Below are 18,766 nucleotides of genomic sequence, written 5' to 3'. Positions count from 1 at the left end.
GTCCCCGGATCCGTACGAAGCCCTGGCCCGCCCGGCTCCCGGCCCCGTGCCGGATCACCCCGACGCTCATGCCGGGGTGCCTCCCGCCACCAGCGTCGGGGTGATCCGGCACGGGGCCGGGAGCCGGGCGGGCCAGGGCTTCGTACGGATCCGGGGACGGGCCGCCGGGCGGACCCGGTCCCCGGCCAGTTCGCGGTAGATCTGGCGGAAGCCGTCCACCGAGCGGTGCAGGGTGAACCGGTCGATGACCCGCTGCCGGGCCCGGCGGCCGAGTTCGGCGCGGCGGGCGCCGTCGCCGAGGAGGGCGGCGACGGCGGCCGCCATCACGGCCGGTTCGCGGGGCGGCACGACGATCCCGGTGTCGCCGACGGCCTCCCGTACCCCGCCGACGTCGGTGGAGACGGTGGCCCGCCCGCAGGACATGGCCTCGATGAGGGAGAAGGGGAAGCCCTCGCTGATGGAGGAGAGCATCACCACGCTGCCGGCCGCGTAGGCGCTGGGCACGTCGGAGATCCGGCCCTCGAAGGTGAGGCCGTCGGTGACGCCGAGTTCGGCGGCGAGCTTCTCCAGGCGGGTGAGGTAGTCCTCGTTCCCGGCGGGTACCGGGCCGAACAACCGCAGCCGCAGCGCGGGGAGTTCGGCGCGGCAGATGGCGTACGCCCTGATCAGGGTCTCCAGGTCCTTGATGGGGTCGACGCGGCCGCACCAGCTGAGCGTGGGGGTCTCGGGTTCGGGTCCGGCCTCGGGGAAGAGGGCCGGGTCGACGCCGTTGTAGACGGTGCGGATGCGGTCGGCGGGGGCGCCGCCGCGTTCCTCCCAGCGCCGGTTGTACTGGTTGCAGGGGGTGATGAGGTCGGCCTTGCGGTAGCCGAGGGTGTTCAGCTCCCGGTAGAAGCCGAGCATGAGGGCCTTCACGGGCCAGCGTTGCGCCTCGGTGCGGTAGCCGAGGTAGCGCTCGCGGAGGTAGATGCCGTGTTCGGTGAGCAGGAAGGGCACTCCTTCGAAGTGCTGTGCGGCGAGCGCCGGGAGGGTGGCGAGGCCGCTGGAGACGGCGTGGGCGACGCCGTCGCCGGCTATCCGGGCGGCGAGCGGCCGCAGGGCGTGTTCGAGCAGGTCGGTGGCGGTGAGGGCGTCGTGGACGGTGGGCCGGGCCGCGAGCGTCGGCAGGTGCGGCATGGTCCAGATCCACATCAGGGAGCGGAGGGCGGCCTCGGAGCGCAGGGCCTGGGTGAGCCGGCCCTGCCGGGCGAGTTCGGCGAGTTCGTACAGGCCGCCGCCGAAGTCGTAGCCCGCCTCGGGGTCGAGGAGCGCGAGGAGCAGGCGCTCGTAGGCGTCGAGGAAGCGGCGGCGGGCCGGCCCCCGCAGGGGCCGGCGCGCGGCGGCCAGGAGGCCGGGCGCGGTCGGCCCCTGCGGGAGTCCCCAGAGGGGGTAGGCGGTGTGCCGGGTGACGTTGGGCGGCAGCTCCCAGGTGACGGGTTCGCGGCCGTTGCCGGTGAGGGCGAGGATCTCGAAGTCGACCTCGGGCATGCCGCGGACGAGCTGGTCGCACCAGGTGCTGACGCCGCCGTGGACATGCGGATAGGTGCCTTCGGTGAGCATGGTGACGTGACGGCCACTGCTCGGCATGTGCGTTCCCCCCAGAACGTGCTGGTCAGGCGGTCGGGAGCGTCAGGGTGACGCTGCTCTGGAGCCGTTCGGGCGCGGTCCAGGCGGACCGGGTTCCGGCGTACGGCGTCCCGAAGGCGGCGGTGCCGAGGACGAGGCGCTTGCGGGTGCCCTCGGGGGCGGTGACGGGCGCGCTGAGGCCGGCGGGGGCCTTGACGGTGACCGCGGTGCCGATGCGGTAGGCGGTGACCTTCCCGGCGGCGAGGGCCTGGTCCCAGGCGGCGCGGCGGGTCAGTTCGGTGCCGACGTCGCGCTGGGCCGGGTTCACCAGGGGCGCGCTGGCTGCGAACAGGCCCCGGTAGTCGGCCAGTACGCGGTCGAGGACGGGGTAGAGGAGGCGTTCCTCGGCGAGGTTCGACTGGTGCACGTAGTGCGGCCGGGGGTCGTTGCCGAGGACGTGGGAGAGGGCGGTGCGAGCCTCCTGCGGCACGATGTGGTCGGCGTAGCCGGTGGCCGTGGGAAGCGGGGCGGGCAGGCAGGTGGAGGCCGGGTTGGACTCGCAGACGCCGCTGCCGCCGTCGGCGCGGGAGGTGTAGATCCAGTTGTACTCGTCGGCCATCTCGGCGGCGGTGCCCACGTTGTAGTAGACGTTCATCGGGTGGCGGGGCACGGTCTTCGCGGCGCCGGAGCCGGTGCCGACGGAACGCTGCTGGGGTTCGCGGGAGTTGTCGCTGCCGGTCCACTTGACGCCGTTGTCGGCGAGGGCGCCCGCGAGGTTCGGGTTGTCGACGGGCTGCTGGGGCAGGGTCCGGAGGCCGGAGTGCTCGCCGGTGACGAGTTCGGAGCGGTCGACGGCGATGCCCTTGCGGACGGCCCAGTTGTGGTTGTCGCGGATCTGGGCGGAGAGTTCGGCGCGGCTGACCCAGAGGGTGTTGCCGCGGGTGTCCTTGGCGCACTGCCAGGGGACGACGGTGTTGTCCTGCACGCAGCCGAGGAAGGGGTGGGTGTAGGTGTGGTTGATCCACCGGTACTGGGCGCGGTCGGCGACGAGCCGGTCGGTGAGCGGGTCGGAGCCGCCGTGCTCGGTCTTCCACTGCTCGCCCTGGCCGCCGTTGTAGACCATGTCGAGGGTGAAGCCGGAGGACTTCTGCCAGGCGGCGGCGTACTGGGCGTCGGCGACGGTCATCCGGATCGGGTTGGCGCCCTCCCCGTCGTCGCCGACGCAGTCGAAGTCGCCGGGCGTGCAGTTGAGTCCGGCGTCCCAGCGGGCGTCGGGGGCGAAGACGTCGTCGACGTGCACGGAGAGGTAGTTGCGGCTCTGGCCGAGGTGGACGCCCTGGGTGAGCCATTCGACGATGCCGCGGGCGAGGGCCCGGAACTGCCGCTGGTACTGGTTGTAGGCGAAGGTGACGACCAGTTCGCGGCGCCCGTCGGCGGTGTACTCCCCGACGAGGCTGGCGCGGCCGCCGGCGGTTCCCTCCACGGGGACGTCGACGTAGCTGGTGTAGCCGGCCCGGGGGCGGCCCGCGTAGCCGTAGCTCTCGGCGATGGCGGGGTCGTTGTCCTCGAAGGTGAGGGATCCGGCCAGGTACTGGAAGGGGCCGGCCTTCCCGGCGGTGGTGATGCCGGCGGTGGTGCCGTCGAGGACGCCGGACCAGCCGCCCTGGTCGGTGTAGTCGAGGCCGACGCCGGGGTGCGACCAGGTGTAGGCGTCGACCTGCGGGATCCCGAAGGTCCGCTCGTACGTCTGGAGGGCGGTGTGCTCGGCCGAGCCGGGGCCGAGGGCGCTCTCGTGGGGCATGACCACGCCCTGGTACTTGGCGCGGGGGCGGCCGTCCAGGGTGTCGCTGAGGAAGGCCGTGCTGAGGACGGGCCGGTCCGGGTCGTTCAGGTCGATCGTGCGGTACGGGACGCCGGCGCCCTTCAGCTCGGCGGTGATCGCCCCGACGGCGCTGCCGCCGTCGTCGACGACGAGGACGGTCAGGTCGATCCGGGGCGCGGGGGCCGCGAGGGCCTGCGCGGACGGGACGACGGTGGCGAGCAGCGCGGCGGCGGCGAGGGCCGCGACACGGGCGGTACGGGGCGCGGTGCGGGTGCCGCCACGGGTGCGGCGGGCGCTTCCGGGCATACGGATTCGGCCGGAGTCCATCAGGTGGTGTCCCCCCTCGGCAGGCCCCCGCGCACCGGGGACCGGGGCGGCGAACCTGTGGAGATGATGCAGATGATGCGAAGACGAGCGGGTCGTCCTTGCGTGACTGAGGTGAGTGTGGAGGAGCGTTCCGGGCCTGAACGGTAAACATGAAAGAGACACCACGGATGAGTGAACCAACGCCGCCGTGAGCGAACCGGGTGAGCGAGCGTAGGCTCGTTCTCGGCGCTCTCCGGGCCGAAATACGATGCGGCGGGCACGGTCGGCCCATCCCTCGACCGCCACAGAACTCAATGGAAGCGAGATTTCACCACCGTGACTGCTCTCACTCTCAGCACTGCCGGCGCGGCGACGCTGCGCGCCGACGCCCTGGTCGTCGGCGTCGCGAAGTCCGGGAAGACGCTCGTCGTCGCCCCGGGCGCCGAGGCCGTCGACAAGGCCTTCGACGGCCGGCTCGCCGCCGTCCTGGAGACGCTGGGTGCCTCCGGTGCCGAGGGTGAGGCGACCAAGCTGCCCGCCCCCTCCGGCCTCAAGGCCCCCGTCGTCCTGGCCGTCGGCCTGGGCTCCGCCCCCGGGGACGGCGAGGCGTACGGCACGGAGACCCTCCGCCGGGCCGCCGGTGTCGCCGCCCGCGTCCTGACCGGCGCGAAGAAGGCCGCGTTCGCGCTGCCGATCGAGGACGCCGAGGACGCCGGCGCGGTCGCCGAGGGCGCCCTGCTCGGCGCGTACGCCTTCACGCAGTACCAGGAGGCCGGCAAGGACGCGAAGAAGCCGCTGGGCGAGGTCGCCCTGCTCGGCGCCAAGCCGCGCGACAAGGCCCACAAGGCCGCCGCCGAGCGCGCCCTGGCCGTCGCCGAGGAGATCAACCGCGCCCGCGACCTGATCAACATGCCGCCGAACGACCTGACCCCGGCGGCCTTCGCGGCCGCCGCCCAGGCCGCCGGCAAGGAGCACGGCCTCAAGGTCCAGATCCTCGACGAGAAGGCGCTCGCCAAGGGCGGCTACGGCGGCATCCTGGGCGTCGGCAAGGGCTCCGAGAACCCGCCGCGCCTGGTCCGGATCGCCTACACCCACGCGAAGGCGGAGAAGACCCTCGCCCTGGTCGGCAAGGGCATCACCTACGACTCGGGCGGCATCTCGCTGAAGCCGGCCGGCCACAACGAGACGATGAAGTGCGACATGAGCGGCGCCGCCGCCGTGTTCTCCACCGTCGTCGCCGCGGCCCGCCTCGGCCTCCAGGTCAACGTCACGGGCTGGCTCGCCCTCGCCGAGAACATGCCGTCCGGCTCCGCCACCCGCCCGGGTGACGTGCTGCGCATGTACAGCGGCAAGACCGTCGAGGTCCTGAACACCGACGCCGAGGGCCGGCTCGTCCTCGCCGACGCGCTGACCCGCGCCTCGGAGGAGCACCCGGACGCGATCGTCGACGTGGCGACCCTGACCGGCGCGATGGTCCTCGCGCTGGGCAACCGCACCTTCGGGATCATGGCCAACGACGACGAGTTCCGCTCCTCGATCCACGAGATCGCGGAGGAGGTCGGCGAGGCGTCCTGGCCGATGCCGCTCCCCGCGGACCTGCGCAAGGGCATGGACTCCCCCACCGCCGACATCGCCAACATGGGTGAGCGGATGGGCGGCGGCCTGGTCGCCGGACTCTTCCTCCAGGAGTTCGTGGGCGAGGGCATCCCGTGGGCCCACCTGGACATCGCGGGCCCGGCCTTCCACGAGGGCGCGCCGTACGGCTACACCCCCAAGGGCGGCACCGGCTCCTCGGTCCGCACCCTGGTGAAGCTGGCCGAGCGCACGGCGGCCGGCGAGGTCTGAGCGGTCGTGTGACGGCGACGGCCCCGGGCTGCGTGCCCGGGGCCGTCGCCGTTCGCCCACGACGAAATCCGTGGGTTCGTCCGCTCCGGTCGGCCCGCCGTACGGACGATCGGCCGTCTCAGAGCACGGCCCCGCGTCCCGCCGTCCGTCAACAAGTGCGAAGATGGGTTCTCGGCAGGACAGGGCCCCCACCACAGGGCCGAAAATAAGCGGCCGAACACCAGCCGACCGACCGGTCCTCACCCGAAAGGGGAACGAGGGGACCGGCGACGAGCGCACATGCATGGAGGACGTGACGTGGCGAACGACGCCAGCACCGTTTTCGACCTAGTGATCCTCGGCGGCGGTAGCGGCGGTTACGCCGCGGCGCTGCGCGGAGCGCAGCTGGGCCTGGACGTCGCACTGATCGAGAAGAACAAGCTCGGCGGCACCTGCCTGCACAACGGCTGCATCCCGACGAAGGCCCTGCTCCACGCCGGCGAGGTCGCCGACCAGACCCGCGAGGCGGAGCAGTTCGGTGTCAAGGCCTCCTTCGAGGGCATCGACATCAAGGCCGTGCACAAGTACAAGGACGACGTGATCTCGGGCCTGTACAAGGGTCTGCAGGGTCTCGTCGCCTCCCGCAAGGTGACCTACATCGAGGGCACCGGCCACCTGTCCTCCCCGACCTCCGTCGACGTCGACGGCCGCCGGGTCGAGGGTCGCCACGTCCTCCTGGCCACCGGTTCCGTGCCGAAGTCCCTCCCCGGCCTGGAGATCGACGGCAACCGGATCATCTCCTCGGACCACGCGCTGACCCTGGACCGCGTCCCGGAGTCCGCGATCATCCTGGGCGGCGGCGTCATCGGCGTCGAGTTCGCCTCGGCGTGGAAGTCCTTCGGCACCGACGTCACGGTGATCGAGGGCCTGAAGCACCTGGTCCCGGTCGAGGACGAGAACAGCTCGAAGCTTCTTGAGCGCGCGTTCCGCAAGCGCGGCATCAAGTTCAACCTCGGCACCTTCTTCCAGTCCGCCGAGTACACCGACAACGGCGTCAAGGTCACCCTGGCCGACGGCAAGACCTTCGAGGCCGAGGTGCTGCTGGTCGCCATCGGCCGCGGCCCGGTCTCCGCCGGTCTCGGGTACGAGGAGCAGGGCGTCGCGATGGACCGCGGCTACGTCCTGGTCGACGAGTACATGCGTACCAACGTGCCGACGATCTCGGCCGTGGGCGACCTCGTCCCGACGCTCCAGCTCGCGCACGTCGGCTTCGCCGAGGGCATCCTCGTCGCGGAGCGCCTGGCCGGCCTGAAGGCCGTCCCGATCGACTACGACGGCGTGCCCCGGGTGACGTACTGCCACCCCGAGGTCGCCTCCGTCGGCATCACCGAGGCGAAGGCCAAGGAGATCTACGGCGCGGACAAGGTCGTCGCCCTCAAGTACAACCTCGCGGGCAACGGCAAGAGCAAGATCCTCAAGACCGCGGGCGAGATCAAGCTCGTCCAGGTCAAGGACGGTGCCGTGGTCGGCGTCCACATGGTCGGTGACCGCATGGGCGAGCAGGTCGGCGAAGCACAGCTGATCTACAACTGGGAGGCGCTGCCGGCCGAGGTCGCGCAGCTCATCCACGCCCACCCGACGCAGAACGAGGCGCTCGGCGAGGCCCACCTGGCTCTGGCCGGCAAGCCTCTGCACTCCCACGACTGACGCTCACGTCATCACAGGGCGCGACGACCACTTTCCGCAATTCGTTAGGAGCAACTGAAACCATGTCGGTTTCCGTAACCCTGCCGGCGCTCGGCGAGAGCGTCACCGAGGGCACCGTCACCCGCTGGCTCAAGGCCGAGGGTGAGCGTGTCGAGGCCGACGAGCCGCTGCTCGAGGTCTCGACCGACAAGGTCGACACCGAGATCCCCGCCCCCGCCTCGGGCATCCTGGCCTCCATCAAGGTCGCCGAGGACGAGACGGTCGAGGTCGGCGCCGAGCTGGCCATCATCGACGACGGCTCCGGCGACTCGGCCGCGGCCGAGGCCCCGGCCGCCGAGGCCGCTCCGGCGCAGGAGGCGCCGGCGCAGGAGGCCCCCGCGCAGGAGGCCCCGCAGGCCGCCCCGTCCACCGAGGCCCAGGAGCCGGCTCCGGCCCCGACGGCCGAGGCCGCATCCGGCGGCGGTTCCGCCGAGGGCACCGACGTCGTGCTGCCCGCGCTGGGCGAGTCCGTCACCGAGGGCACCGTGACCCGCTGGCTGAAGTCGGTCGGTGAGACCGTCGAGGCCGACGAGCCGCTGCTCGAGGTCTCCACGGACAAGGTCGACACCGAGATCCCGGCCCCGGCCTCCGGCGTCCTCCTGGAGATCGTCGTCAACGAGGACGAGACCGCCGAGGTCGGCGCCAAGCTGGCCGTCATCGGCGCCGCGGGCTCGGCCCCGGCCGCCGCCCCGGCCCAGGAGGCCCCGGCCCCCGAGGCCCCGTCGACCGCCCCGGCCGTGGTCACCCCCGTCCCGTCCACCCCGGCTCCGGCCGCGTCGGCCGCGCCCGCCGCGCCCGCCGCGTCGTCGGAGGATGGCGCGTACGTGACCCCGCTGGTCCGCAAGCTCGCCACCGAGAACGGTGTCGACCTGGGCTCCGTCAAGGGCTCCGGCGTCGGCGGCCGCATCCGCAAGCAGGACGTCCTCGCGGCGGCCGAGGCCAAGAAGGCTCCGGCTCCGGCCGCCGCCCCGGCCGCGTCCGCCCCGAAGGCTCCGGCCCTGGAGGCCTCCCCGCTGCGCGGTCAGACCGTCAAGATGACCCGCATGCGCAAGGTCATCGGCGACAACATGATGAAGGCCCTGCACGGCCAGGCGCAGCTGACCTCGGTCGTCGAGGTCGACATCACCAAGCTGATGAAGCTGCGCGCCCGGGCCAAGGACGCGTTCGCGGCCCGCGAGGGCGTCAAGCTGTCCCCGATGCCGTTCTTCGTGAAGGCGGCGGCCCAGGCGCTGAAGGCCCACCCGGTCGTCAACGCCCGGATCAACGAGGGCGAGGGCACGATCACCTACTTCGACACCGAGAACATCGGTATCGCGGTGGACTCCGAGAAGGGTCTGATGACCCCGGTCATCAAGGGTGCGGGCGACCTCAACATCGCCGGCATCTCGAAGAAGACCGCGGAGCTGGCCGGCGCCGTGCGCGCCAGCAAGATCACCCCGGACGACCTGGCCGGGGCGACCTTCACCATCTCCAACACCGGTTCGCGCGGCGCGCTGTTCGACACGATCATCGTGCCCCCGAACCAGGTCGCGATCCTGGGCATCGGCGCCACCGTGCGCCGTCCGGTCGTCATCGACCACCCGGACCTGGGCGAGACGATCGCGATCCGCGACATGACGTACGTCGCGCTCTCCTACGACCACCGTCTGGTGGACGGCGCCGACGCCGCCCGCTACCTGACCTCGGTCAAGGCGTTCCTCGAGGCCGGCGAGTTCGAGGGCGACCTCGGCCTGTAGGCGGTACGCCGAAAGGCATGCACCGGGGCAACGTAACGAGCCTCACCTGCGGCGCCCCCGTCCGGAAGTGTTTCCGGACGGGGGCGCCGCCGTATTGTCTTGAGAGTCAACACTCCCCGAGGAGCCGCTTCATGACCGTCCCCGTCGTCCACTCGCTGCGCGAGCAGATCCGCGAGCACATCGTGGAGGGGATCGTCAGCGGCCGCTGGAAGCCGGGCGAGCGGATCGTGGAGCGCCGGATCGCGACCGAGCTGGAGGTCAGCCAGACACCCGTGCGCGAGGCGCTGCGGGAGCTGGAGTCGCTGCGGCTGATCGAGTCGGCGCCGAACAAGGGCGTCCGGGTCCGCAACCTGACCGCCGCCGACCTGGAGGAGAGCTACCCCGTCCGGGCCGGTCTGGAGCAGATCGCGGCCGAGCTGGCGGCCGGGCGGCTCGCGGCGGACTGCTCGGCCCTGGAGCCGCACGTGGCGGCCCTCTACGAGGCGGACGCGACCTCCGACGGCACGGCCCAGGTGCGGCACACGGTGGCCTTCCACCGGGAGCTGGTGAAGGCGGCCGGGAACGCCGTCCTGCTGCACACCTGGGAGACCCTCGGCATCGAGGTCTTCACGGCGCTGTCGATCCGCTGGCTGGGCACGGTGCAGAAGTCGTACGCGGAGGAGCACCAGGAGCTGGTGGAGGCCTTCCGGCGGGGCGATCCGAACATCGGCGCGCTGGTGAAGGCGCACGTCCTGGGCTGCGCGCCGCGCGCCTGACCCCCTTCCTCGTCACGGACGGTGAGCGGGCCCCCTCCTCGGTGGGCCCGCTCATTCGTGCGAGCACTGCCTCAGAAAGCGGCTCCCACCTGCGGAAACGAGGCACCGGGTGCCCTGTTTCGCGGCACCCTGTGCCGACTTTCTCGATCTGAAGAGGTTTTCCCCTTCAACCCTTTGATCGATCATCGATCGCCGGTTTACAGTCTTCGGCGGGCCGCTACCCGGCCCTTCGCCCTGTCCTGCCAGACACGGCACCCCTTCTTCACCCCCATCTGTCCGGAAGGCGGCGATCATGACCGATCCCGTAGGCAAGATTCCGAGTGAGCTCGACCAGCTCCCGGACCGTGACACCGAGGAGACCGCCGAGTGGGCGGCCTCCCTGGACGCCGTCACCAAGGCCGCCGGCCCCCACCGGGCCGCCTACCTGATGCGCCGCACGCTCCAGCACGCCGAGGGCGCGGGCCTCGCCCTGCCCAAGCTGCTGGAGACGGACTACGTCAACACCATCCCGACCTCCGCCGAGCCGACGGGCGCCGCCTTCGACGGCGACGAGGCCATGGAGCGCCGGATCACCGCCTGGAACCGCTGGAACGCGGCCGCCATGGTCTCCCGCGGCTCGAAGTACGGCGTCGGCGGTCACATCGCCACGTTCGCGTCGGCCGCCTGGCTGTACGAGACCGGCTTCAACCACTTCTTCAAGGGCAAGGAAGCCGATGGTTCCGGCGACCAGCTCTACATCCAGGGTCACGCCGCCCCCGGCATCTACGCCCGCGCGTTCCTGGACGGGCGCCTGAACGAGGCCCACCTCGACAACTTCCGGCAGGAGTCCGGCGGCAACGGCCTGCCCTCCTACCCGCACCCGCGCCGCCTGCCCTGGTTGTGGGAGTTCCCCACCGTCTCCATGGGCCTGGGCCCGCTCTCCGCGATCTACCAGGCGCGCTTCAACCGCTACCTGACCAACCGGGCCATCAAGGACGTCTCCGCCTCGCACGTGTGGGCGTTCCTCGGCGACGGCGAGATGGACGAGCCCGAGTCGACCGCGGCCCTCGCCCTGGCCGCCCGCGAGGGTCTGGACAACCTGACCTTCGTCATCAACTGCAACCTGCAGCGCCTCGACGGCCCGGTCCGCGCCAACTTCAAGATCGTGCAGGAGCTGGAGGCCCAGTTCCGCGGCGCCGGCTGGAACGTCGTGAAGTCGCTGTGGGGCAACGCCTGGGACGAGCTGTTCGCGCTCGACACCACCGGCGCCCTCGTCCGCCGCCTCCGCGAGGTGCCGGACGCGCAGGTCCAGACGTACCAGACCCGCGACGCCGCCTACATCCGCGAGGACTTCTTCGGCAAGGACCCGGCGCTCGTCGCGATGGCGAAGCTGCTGTCCGACGACAAGATCCTGGAGTGCTTCCACCTCTCGCGCGGTGGCCACGAGCCGCGCAAGGTGTACGCCGCGTACAAGGCCGCCGTGGAGTTCAAGGGCGCGCCGACGGTCATCCTCGCGCAGACCGTCAAGGGCTTCACCCTCGGTGAGGGCTTCGCGTCGAAGAACGCGAACCACCAGATGAAGAAGCTCTCGAACGACGAGTTCAAGAACATGCGTGACCTGCTCGAACTGCCGATCTCCGACGCGCGGTTCGCGGACGGCCAGGTGCCGTACGGCCACCCGGGCGCCGACTCCCCGGAGGTCCGCTACCTCCAGGAGCGCCGCGCGGCGCTCGGCGGTCCGGCCCCGGCCCGCCGCACCCACGCGATCGCCCCGCTGCCGGCCCCGGCCGAGAAGTCCTTCGCCGCCTTCGACAAGGGCTCCGGCACGCAGTCGATGGCGACCACGATGGCCTTCGTCCGTCTGGTCAAGGACCTGATCCGGGACAAGGAGACCGGCAAGCGCTGGGTTCCGATCGTCCCCGACGAGGCCCGTACCTTCGGTATGGAGTCGCTGTTCCCGTCGCTCGGCATCTACTCGCCGAAGGGCCAGACGTACGAGCCGGTCGACCGCGACCAGCTGATGTACTACAAGGAGGCCGTCAACGGCCAGATCCTCAACGAGGGGATCACCGAGGCCGGTTCGATGGCCGACTTCATCGCCGCTTCCACCGCGTACTCCACGCACGGCGAGGCGATGATCCCGTTCTACATCTTCTACTCGATGTTCGGCTGGCAGCGGACCGCCGACCAGATGTGGCAGCTCGGCGACCAGCTCGGCCGCGGCTTCCTCGTCGGTGCCACCGCGGGCCGGACGACCCTCACCGGTGAGGGCCTCCAGCACGCCGACGGCCACTCGCCGGTGATCGCGGCGACCAACCCGGCGGCGCTGACGTACGACCCGGCGTTCGCCTACGAGGTCGCGGCCATCGTCAAGGAGGGTCTGCGCCGGATGTACGGCGAGGCCGCCGAGGGCGAGGACCAGAACGTCTTCTACTACCTGACGGTCTACAACGAGCCCATGCCGCAGCCCGCCAAGCCGGCCGGCGTCGACGAGGGCATCGTCAAGGGCCTCTACCGCTTCAACACGGCGGAGTCCGCGGGCCTCGACCTCCCTGCGAACCCCGCGCGCATCCAGCTCCTCTCCTCCGGTACGGCCATCCACTGGGCCCTGGAGGCGCAGAAGCTGCTCGCCGCCGAGTGGGGCGTGGGCGCCGACGTGTGGTCCGCGACCTCCTGGACGGAGCTGCGGCGCGACGCGCTGGAGGCCGACGCGGCGCTGCTGCGCGGCGAGGAGCAGGTGCCGTACATCCGCCGGGCCCTGGAGGGCGTCGAGTCCCCGGTCCTCGCGGTCTCCGACTACATGCGCCAGGTCCCCGACCAGATCGCGCAGTGGGTCGAGCAGGACTGGTCCTCGCTCGGTGCGGACGGCTTCGGCCTGTCGGACACCCGTGACGCGGCCCGCCGCCACTTCGGCGTCGACGCCCAGTCGATCGTCGTCGCGGCCCTCGCGCAGCTCGCCCGCCGCGGCGAGGTCCCGGCCTCGGCCGTGAAGGAGGCGCGCGAGCGCTACGGCCTGTAGGACCGAGCACGTCCCCGAGGGGCCGCGTCCGTACTTCTCCGGTACGGGCGCGGCCCCTCGGGCGTGGCAGGGTGGACGCCATGCGTGCCGCCCGGCTGATCAAGATGGTCCTGCTGCTCCAGTCCCGCCCCTCGATGACGGCGGCCGAGCTCGCCGCCGAGCTGGAGGTCTCGGAGCGGACCGTCACGCGGGACGCCCTCGCCCTCTCGGAGGCCGGGGTCCCGGTGTACGCGGACCGGGGCAGGGCCGGCGGGTACCGGCTCGTGGGCGGCTACCGCACCCGGCTGACGGGGCTCGCGCGGGGCGAGGCGGAGGCGCTGTTCCTGTCCGGGCTGCCGGGGGCGCTGCGGGACATGGGTCTGGAGGACGCGGCGTCGGCGGCCCGGCTGAAGGTGTCCGCGGCGCTGTTGCCCTCGGTGCGGGACGCCCCGGACTCGGTGGCGCAGCGCTTCCTGCTGGACGCGCCGGGCTGGTACCAGGAGCCGGAGAGCCCGGAGATGCTGCCGCCGATCGCGGAGGCGGTCTGGGACGACCGGATGGTGTCGGCGCGCTACCGGCGCGCGGACCGCGAGGTGGAGCGCGAGCTCGCCCCGTACGGCCTCGTCCTCAAGGCGGGCGTCTGGTACCTGTGCGCGCGGTCCGGCACGGCCTTCCGGACCTATCGGGTGGACCGCTTCTCGGCCGTCGCGCTCTCCCCGGAGCACTTCGTACGGAACGAGGACTTCGCCCTGCCGGACTTCTGGGCCGCGCGGGCTGCGGAGTTCGCCCGCTCGATCCTGCGCGCCGAGATCGTCGTACGGCTCACGGAGGAGGGGGCGCGGCGGCTGCCGTACGTGACGGACCGCGCCGCCGCCGAGGAGGCGCTGGCGGCGGGGGCGCGGGACGCGGAGGGCCGGGTGACGGCGACGCTCCCGGTGGAGAGCGAGGACATCGCCTTCTCCCAGCTCCTCGGCCTCGGCGCGGAGGCGGAGGTACTGACCCCGGAATCCCTGCGCGCCCGGTTCGGGGAGGCGGCCCGGGCTCTGGGGGAGCTGTACGGGCGGGAGGGGTCTGACGACAGGCCGTAGGCCGTCTCTTTCCGGATCTTGCCGGTCAGGCCCGCGTCGTCCGGTGCCGTGCATCGCAAGGCGGAGAGGCACCCGCGTACTGGGCGTACCCGGGTGCCTCGACAACGCGGCGAGGTGCGGTGCCGGGCGGCGCGGGTCAGGCAAGATCCGGAAGAGACGGCCTAGCGGTAGTCGTCCACGGACGTCTTCTCGTCCGTCTCCTTCGCGATGATGAAGCCCCACGCGTCCGGTCGTGAGCCGTCCGCGTCGGTGAAGCCGTACTCCTTCGCCAGCCGGCCGCTGGAGAGGGAGCGGCCGTTCCAGCGGGACCGGTCGGGGTCGGCGGCGAGGGCGGCGACCGCGCGGCCGACGTAGACCGGGGACTCGGCGACGGCGAAGTCCGGGAGCTTCTCGGCCGCGTCGCGCCAGTTCTCCTCGGTCACGCCGAAGTGGTCCAGCATCTGCTCGGAGCGGAGCCAGCCGGGGGTGAGGGCGACCGCCGTGCCGCCGGATTCGGCCAGTTCCCTGCCGAGGCCGAAGGCCATCCGGATCGGGGCGTTCTTGGCGAGGTCGTAGAAGACGTTCTCGCGGTAGCGGGTGGCGTTGTACTCCTGCGTGCCGTCGGTGACCTCGATCAGGAGGCCGCCGGGGTGGCGGAGGAGGAGCGGGACGGCCGCCGCGCTGGTGATGAGGTGGGTCTTCACGCCCAGCTCCAGCATCCGCAGGCCGTCGGCGAGGTCCACCTCCCAGATCTTCTTGCCGAAGCCCGCGACGACCAGGTGCTCGCCGCCCCACACGTCGTTGACGAGGACGTCGAGCCGCCCCCGCTCGCGGTCGATCCGGTCGACCAGGGCGTTCACCTGGTCGGCCTCCAGGTGGTCGGTGGGGACCGCGATGCCCTCGCCGCCGGCGGCCGTCACCAGTTCGGCGGTCTCCTCGATGGTCTCGGTGGGGCGGCCGACCTCGCTGACCTTCTCGCGGGTGGTCCGCCCGGTGACGTACACCGTCGCCCCGGCTGCTCCGAGCTGGACGGCGATGGCCCGTCCGGCGCCCCGGGTGGCCCCGGCGACCAGGCAGATCCGTCCGCGCAGGCTCCGGGGACCGTTCGTCTCGTTCTTCTCCGTCGTCATGCGCACCAGATTCGCAGGGAAAGGAGACATCTTCTGTCTGGTTTCATTTCGGGCTTTCCGGGTGCGTCGCACCCCCCGAACCAGGATGCTGGTCCCGTGATGGACGAGACGGAGTTCTGGGAGATCATCGACGCCAGCCGCGAGGACGCCGAGGGCGACCCGGAGGAACAGGCCGACCTGCTCGTGGAGCGGCTGACCCGGCTGGACCCGGACTCCGTGCTCGACTACGCGCGCCACTTCGAGGCCCGCTACAACCGCGCCCACCTCTGGGACCTGTGGGGTGCGGCCGCGGTGCTCTTCGACGGGGCGGGCGACGAGGTCTTCGACTCGTTCCGCTGCTGGCTCATCGGCCAGGGCCGGGAGGTGTACGAGGGCGCGGTGCACGATCCCGACGCGCTCGCGGAGCTGCTCGGCGACTTCGACGTGGAGATCGACGGGGACGGCGAGGAGATCGGCTTCGCGGCGGACGAGGCCTACGAGCAGCTGACCGGCGGCGAGACCCCGGACCTGGGGATCCCGGTGCCGGGCGGGGAGCCGCTGGGGACTCCGTTCGACCTGGAGGACGAGCAGCTCCTCGCGACCCGCTTCCCCCGGCTGTGGGAGCGCTTCGGGACGGCGTAGCGGGGAGCCCCGGGAGGCGAGGCCCGGCCCGGGGCCCGCGCGGCCGTGGTGGTGCGGCCGCGCCCGTCAGAAGTGCGTTCCGCCGTCGATGCGGATCTCGGTGCCGGTGATGAACCGTCCGTCCTCGGACGCCAGCATCGCGACGACCCCGGCGACGGTCTCGGGACCGGCGAAGCCCTGGCCGAGGGCGGGGGCGAGCTTGGTGAAGAGGGACCAGTCGGCGTCCTCGGGGATGCCGGGGCCGACGCTCTGGCGGCTGGCGCCGGTGCCGTCGGTCATGCCGGAGGAGATGGAGCCGGGCTGGACGGCGGTGAAGCGTATGCCCTGCTTGGCGTACTCGGCGGCGAGCGCGTGGGTCATGGACTGGATGCCGCCCTTGCTGGCCGCGTACGCCGCCATGTAGGGGTGCGCGAACATCGCGGAGGTCGAGGAGAAGTTCACGACGGCGGAGCCCTCGCCCGCCAGGAGCGCGGGGATCGACTCGCGGATCATCAGGAACGTGCCGGTGAGGTTGATCCGTACGACCTGCTCGAAGGAGTCGAGGCTCGTCTCGTGGGTGTGCGAGGAGCGCAGGATGCCCGCGGCGTTGACGAGGACGTCCAGTCCGCCGAGCGCCTCGACGGCGGCGGCGACGCCGGCACGTACGGAGGCCTCGTCGGCGACGTTCACGACCACCGTGGTGAGGCGGTCGGCGGCGTCGCCGGCCTTGGCGACGGTGTCCTTGAGGCCGTCCTCGCTGATGTCGGCGGCGACGACCCGGCCGCCCTCGGCCAGCATGCGCAGGACGGTGGCCTGGCCGATGCCGGAGCCGCCGCCGGTGATGAGGGCGCGACGTCCTTGGTAACGGGTCAGCTGGTTCATGGGGGCAACCTCTCGATGTCGAGCTTCCGGGACTTCTGGCTCCGGGACGTGCGGGGTCCCGGAGAACGCCGCCACCGTACGCCCAAGTGGCACGATTTGCCATCTCTGCACGATGTGCACCACCGGCGGGCGCGGGCGTACGCTTCGTACGGTGAGCACCAAGCCCGAGGGGTCCACGCCCCCCACCCGGACGCTGACGGAGCGCCGCAAGGCCGCCACCCAGCTGGACATCGCCCGCGCCGCCGCCGAACTCTTCACCGAGCACGGCCCCGACGGCACCACGGCCGAGGACATCGCCCTGCGGGCCGGGGTCGCGCTGCGCACCTTCTACCGGTACTTCCGGTCCAAGCAGGACGCCGTCGCCCCGCTGCTCGCCGGCGGCGGCGACCGCTGGCGCGAACTCCTCGCCGCCACGGCCGCCACCGAACCGGGCGCGGGACTGCCCGCGGCCCTGGAACACTCGATCGCCGCCTCCCTGACCCCCGCGGACCCGGCGACCGAGGAGGGGCTGCGCTGGACCCGCGGACTGCTGCGCGCGGCCGCGCAGGACCCGGCCCTGCGGGCCGTCTGGTACCGGGTCAACCAGGAGTCCGAGGAGCGGCTGCGCGAGGTCGTGGCCGGACTCGCGGGGCCGGCGGCGGACCCGCTGGAGGTGCGGCTCGCGGCCGCGGCGGCCACGGACGCCATCCGGATCGCCCTGGAGAGCTGGGCCGAGACCGACGCGCCGGCCCGCGGCGAGGGCGCCCCCGCGGAGCTCGCGGTCCGCTGCCTGCGCGAACTGATGGGCGGGATGCGGCTGCTCGGCCCCGCCCTCAGCGGAGGGTCAGCCCTCAGCGGAAGGTCAGCCCTCAGCGGAGGGTCAGCGACCGCCCCATGAGGACGTCGTCCACGTACTCCCCGGCCAGGAACATCTCCCCCGGCAGCACGCCCTCGACCGCGAAGCCCTCGGCGGCGTAGAGCGCGCGGGCCGGGGCGTTGTGCCCCAGCACCCGCAGCGTCATGCGGACGGCTCCGTCCGCCCGCGCCCGGTCCATCGCGGCCCGCAGCAGCGCCCGCCCCACCCCGCGCCCCCGCGCGGCCTCGGCGACCGCGAGGCCCTGGATCTGCCGCACATGGGCGGTGGCGGCCAGTGGGGTCGGCGGCACCACCCGGATGTAGCCCACGAGCACGCCCGCCCGCTCGGCGACGAGGTAGTCCCCGGGCAGGTGCCGGTCGTCGAAGAACGGCCCGTACGGCGGGACGGGGGCGGGCAGCACCGCGTGCAGGGGCGACCAGGCGGCCCGGTCGAGCGCCCCGAGGGCGGCGTCGTCGGCGCGGACGGCGGTACGTATCAGCGTCTCCGGCACGATCATGGCGGCCACTGTGCCACGCGCCCGTGCGGAAGGGGCAGGATGGTCCCCATGCAGCCTTCCGCCACGCACCAGCGCATCGCCGTCACCGGCGCCTCCGGGCTCATCGGCTCCGCCCTCGTCCGCTCCCTGCGCGCCGACGGCCACGACGTCCTCCGGCTCGTCCGGCGGCCCGCCCGGACCGCCGACGAGGTCGAATGGGACCCGAAGCGGCTTTACGTGGACGCCGCCGGGCTCGTCGGCGTGGACTCCGTCGTCCACCTCGCCGGCGCCGGAGTCGGCGAACGCCGCTGGAACGAGGCCTACAAGCGGGAGATCCGCGACAGCCGCGTCCTCGGCACCACCGCGATCGCCCAGGCCCTCGCCTCCCTCGCGGAGCCCCCGGAGAGCCTGGTCTGCGGCACCGCGCTCGGTTATTACGGCGACACCGGCAGCCGGGCGGTCGACGAGAGCGCCCCGGCGGGGACGGGCTTCCTGCCCGAGGTCTGCGTGGAGTGGGAGGCCGCCGCGGCCCCCGCCGAGGAGGCCGGCATCCGCGTCGCCTACGCCCGCACCGGTCTGGTGGTGGCGCGCGAGGGCGGGGCGTGGGGACGGCTCTTCCCCGTCTTCAAGGCCGGGCTCGGCGGCCGGATCGGCGACGGCAGCCAGTACTGGTCGTTCATCTCCCTCCACGACGAGGTGGCGGCGCTGCGCCACCTCGTCGACACCCCGGAGCTGCGGGGCCCGGTGAACCTGACCGCGCCCGAGCCGGTCACCAACCGCGAGGTGACGGCGGCGATGGGCCGCGTCCTGCACCGGCCGACCCTCTTCACCGTGCCCGCGCCCGCGCTGAAGGCGGCGCTCGGGGACTTCGCCGAGGACGTGCTGGGGAGTCAGCGGGTGCTGCCGGGGCGGCTGTTGGAGACCGGATTCGACTTCGCGTTCCCGACGATCGACGACGCGATCCGGGCGGCGACGCGCTGACTCC

General features: G+C 72.5%; 14 protein-coding genes. 9 read left to right on the top strand and 5 right to left on the bottom strand.

Annotated elements, in window-relative coordinates; all coding sequences use genetic code 11:
- Window positions 1–66: 66 nt before the first annotated feature.
- Both pelF and EAO70_RS21100 read right to left on the bottom strand, forming a co-directional pair.
- Entirely contained in the window at window positions 67–1,626 is a 1,560-nt protein-coding gene (pelF, locus tag EAO70_RS21105) for a GT4 family glycosyltransferase PelF (RefSeq protein WP_148004424.1), read from the bottom strand.
- A 25-nt stretch (window positions 1,627–1,651) separates the two neighbouring features.
- The gene (locus EAO70_RS21100) at window positions 1,652–3,754 is read right to left on the bottom strand and encodes a hypothetical protein (RefSeq protein ID WP_148004423.1); all 2,103 of its coding nucleotides are present in this window, start codon (window positions 3,752–3,754) and stop codon (window positions 1,652–1,654) included.
- 315 nt (window positions 3,755–4,069) lie between these two features.
- On the opposite strand from EAO70_RS21100, the gene EAO70_RS21095 reads away from it, so the two are divergent.
- The 6 genes from EAO70_RS21095 (at window position 4,070) to EAO70_RS21070 (ending at window position 13,859) form a co-directional block, all read left to right on the top strand.
- Window positions 4,070–5,578, top strand: a complete 1,509-nt coding sequence (locus tag EAO70_RS21095) for a leucyl aminopeptidase (protein WP_148004422.1) — start codon at window positions 4,070–4,072, stop codon at window positions 5,576–5,578.
- Window positions 5,579–5,875: 297 nt separating this feature from the next.
- Entirely contained in the window at window positions 5,876–7,264 is a 1,389-nt protein-coding gene (gene lpdA / locus EAO70_RS21090; protein ID WP_073919526.1) for a dihydrolipoyl dehydrogenase, read from the top strand.
- Window positions 7,265–7,326: 62 nt separating this feature from the next.
- Window positions 7,327–9,039 (top strand): 2-oxoglutarate dehydrogenase, E2 component, dihydrolipoamide succinyltransferase, encoded by a 1,713-nt coding sequence (gene sucB / locus EAO70_RS21085; protein WP_148004421.1) that lies wholly within the window; start codon window positions 7,327–7,329, stop codon window positions 9,037–9,039.
- Between the two features lie 131 nt (window positions 9,040–9,170).
- Window positions 9,171–9,794, top strand: coding sequence for a GntR family transcriptional regulator (locus EAO70_RS21080; RefSeq protein WP_030314321.1), 624 nt, complete (start codon window positions 9,171–9,173; stop codon window positions 9,792–9,794).
- 292 nt (window positions 9,795–10,086) lie between these two features.
- The gene (aceE, locus tag EAO70_RS21075) at window positions 10,087–12,792 is read left to right on the top strand and encodes a pyruvate dehydrogenase (acetyl-transferring), homodimeric type (protein ID WP_148004420.1); all 2,706 of its coding nucleotides are present in this window, start codon (window positions 10,087–10,089) and stop codon (window positions 12,790–12,792) included.
- Between the two features lie 80 nt (window positions 12,793–12,872).
- Complete coding sequence (locus EAO70_RS21070; RefSeq protein WP_148004419.1) at window positions 12,873–13,859, top strand: helix-turn-helix transcriptional regulator; 987 nt, start codon at window positions 12,873–12,875, stop codon at window positions 13,857–13,859.
- A gap of 161 nt (window positions 13,860–14,020) precedes the next feature.
- Here the strand turns inward: EAO70_RS21070 and EAO70_RS21065 are convergent, their stop codons facing one another.
- Window positions 14,021–14,968: an SDR family oxidoreductase gene (locus EAO70_RS21065; protein WP_148004418.1), complete on the bottom strand. Its 948-nt coding sequence runs from the start codon at window positions 14,966–14,968 to the stop codon at window positions 14,021–14,023.
- Window positions 14,969–15,067: 99 nt separating this feature from the next.
- On the opposite strand from EAO70_RS21065, the gene EAO70_RS21060 reads away from it, so the two are divergent.
- Entirely contained in the window at window positions 15,068–15,589 is a 522-nt protein-coding gene (locus tag EAO70_RS21060) for a DUF4240 domain-containing protein (protein ID WP_148005272.1), read from the top strand.
- Between the two features lie 66 nt (window positions 15,590–15,655).
- Here the strand turns inward: EAO70_RS21060 and EAO70_RS21055 are convergent, their stop codons facing one another.
- Entirely contained in the window at window positions 15,656–16,450 is a 795-nt protein-coding gene (locus EAO70_RS21055) for an SDR family NAD(P)-dependent oxidoreductase (protein WP_148004417.1), read from the bottom strand.
- Window positions 16,451–16,562: 112 nt separating this feature from the next.
- Between EAO70_RS21055 and EAO70_RS21050 the strand changes: the two genes are divergently transcribed.
- Complete coding sequence (locus tag EAO70_RS21050) at window positions 16,563–17,327, top strand: TetR/AcrR family transcriptional regulator (RefSeq protein ID WP_148004416.1); 765 nt, start codon at window positions 16,563–16,565, stop codon at window positions 17,325–17,327.
- Here EAO70_RS21050 and EAO70_RS21045 read toward each other — a convergent pair.
- Window positions 17,299–17,802, bottom strand: coding sequence for a GNAT family N-acetyltransferase (locus EAO70_RS21045; protein ID WP_148004415.1), 504 nt, complete (start codon window positions 17,800–17,802; stop codon window positions 17,299–17,301). The genes EAO70_RS21050 and EAO70_RS21045 overlap by 29 nt on opposite strands.
- Window positions 17,803–17,841: 39 nt before the next feature.
- On the opposite strand from EAO70_RS21045, the gene EAO70_RS21040 reads away from it, so the two are divergent.
- Complete coding sequence (locus tag EAO70_RS21040; protein ID WP_148004414.1) at window positions 17,842–18,762, top strand: TIGR01777 family oxidoreductase; 921 nt, start codon at window positions 17,842–17,844, stop codon at window positions 18,760–18,762.
- Window positions 18,763–18,766 lie beyond the last annotated feature (4 nt).

The sequence above is a fragment of the Streptomyces sp. adm13(2018) genome, from assembly GCF_008042145.1.
Taxonomy (GTDB): domain Bacteria; phylum Actinomycetota; class Actinomycetes; order Streptomycetales; family Streptomycetaceae; genus Streptomyces.
Note: the sequence above shows the minus strand (reverse complement) of the source record. Positions and strands in the feature narration are given on the sequence as shown.

What these genes read in the sequence shown, in the direction of transcription:
- pelF (WP_148004424.1), bottom strand. Translation starts at nt 1,626, where the DNA reads ATGCCGAGCAGTGGCCGTCACGTCACCATGCTCACCGAAGGCACCTAT.
- EAO70_RS21100 (WP_148004423.1), bottom strand. Translation starts at nt 3,754, where the DNA reads ATGGACTCCGGCCGAATCCGTATGCCCGGAAGCGCCCGCCGCACCCGT.
- sucB (WP_148004421.1), top strand. Translation starts at nt 7,327, where the DNA reads ATGTCGGTTTCCGTAACCCTGCCGGCGCTCGGCGAGAGCGTCACCGAG.
- EAO70_RS21080 (WP_030314321.1), top strand. Translation starts at nt 9,171, where the DNA reads ATGACCGTCCCCGTCGTCCACTCGCTGCGCGAGCAGATCCGCGAGCAC.
- aceE (WP_148004420.1), top strand. Translation starts at nt 10,087, where the DNA reads ATGACCGATCCCGTAGGCAAGATTCCGAGTGAGCTCGACCAGCTCCCG.
- EAO70_RS21070 (WP_148004419.1), top strand. Translation starts at nt 12,873, where the DNA reads ATGCGTGCCGCCCGGCTGATCAAGATGGTCCTGCTGCTCCAGTCCCGC.
- EAO70_RS21065 (WP_148004418.1), bottom strand. Translation starts at nt 14,968, where the DNA reads ATGACGACGGAGAAGAACGAGACGAACGGTCCCCGGAGCCTGCGCGGA.
- EAO70_RS21060 (WP_148005272.1), top strand. Translation starts at nt 15,068, where the DNA reads ATGGACGAGACGGAGTTCTGGGAGATCATCGACGCCAGCCGCGAGGAC.
- EAO70_RS21055 (WP_148004417.1), bottom strand. Translation starts at nt 16,450, where the DNA reads ATGAACCAGCTGACCCGTTACCAAGGACGTCGCGCCCTCATCACCGGC.
- EAO70_RS21050 (WP_148004416.1), top strand. Translation starts at nt 16,563, where the DNA reads ATGTGCACCACCGGCGGGCGCGGGCGTACGCTTCGTACGGTGAGCACC.
- EAO70_RS21045 (WP_148004415.1), bottom strand. Translation starts at nt 17,802, where the DNA reads ATGATCGTGCCGGAGACGCTGATACGTACCGCCGTCCGCGCCGACGAC.
- EAO70_RS21040 (WP_148004414.1), top strand. Translation starts at nt 17,842, where the DNA reads ATGGTCCCCATGCAGCCTTCCGCCACGCACCAGCGCATCGCCGTCACC.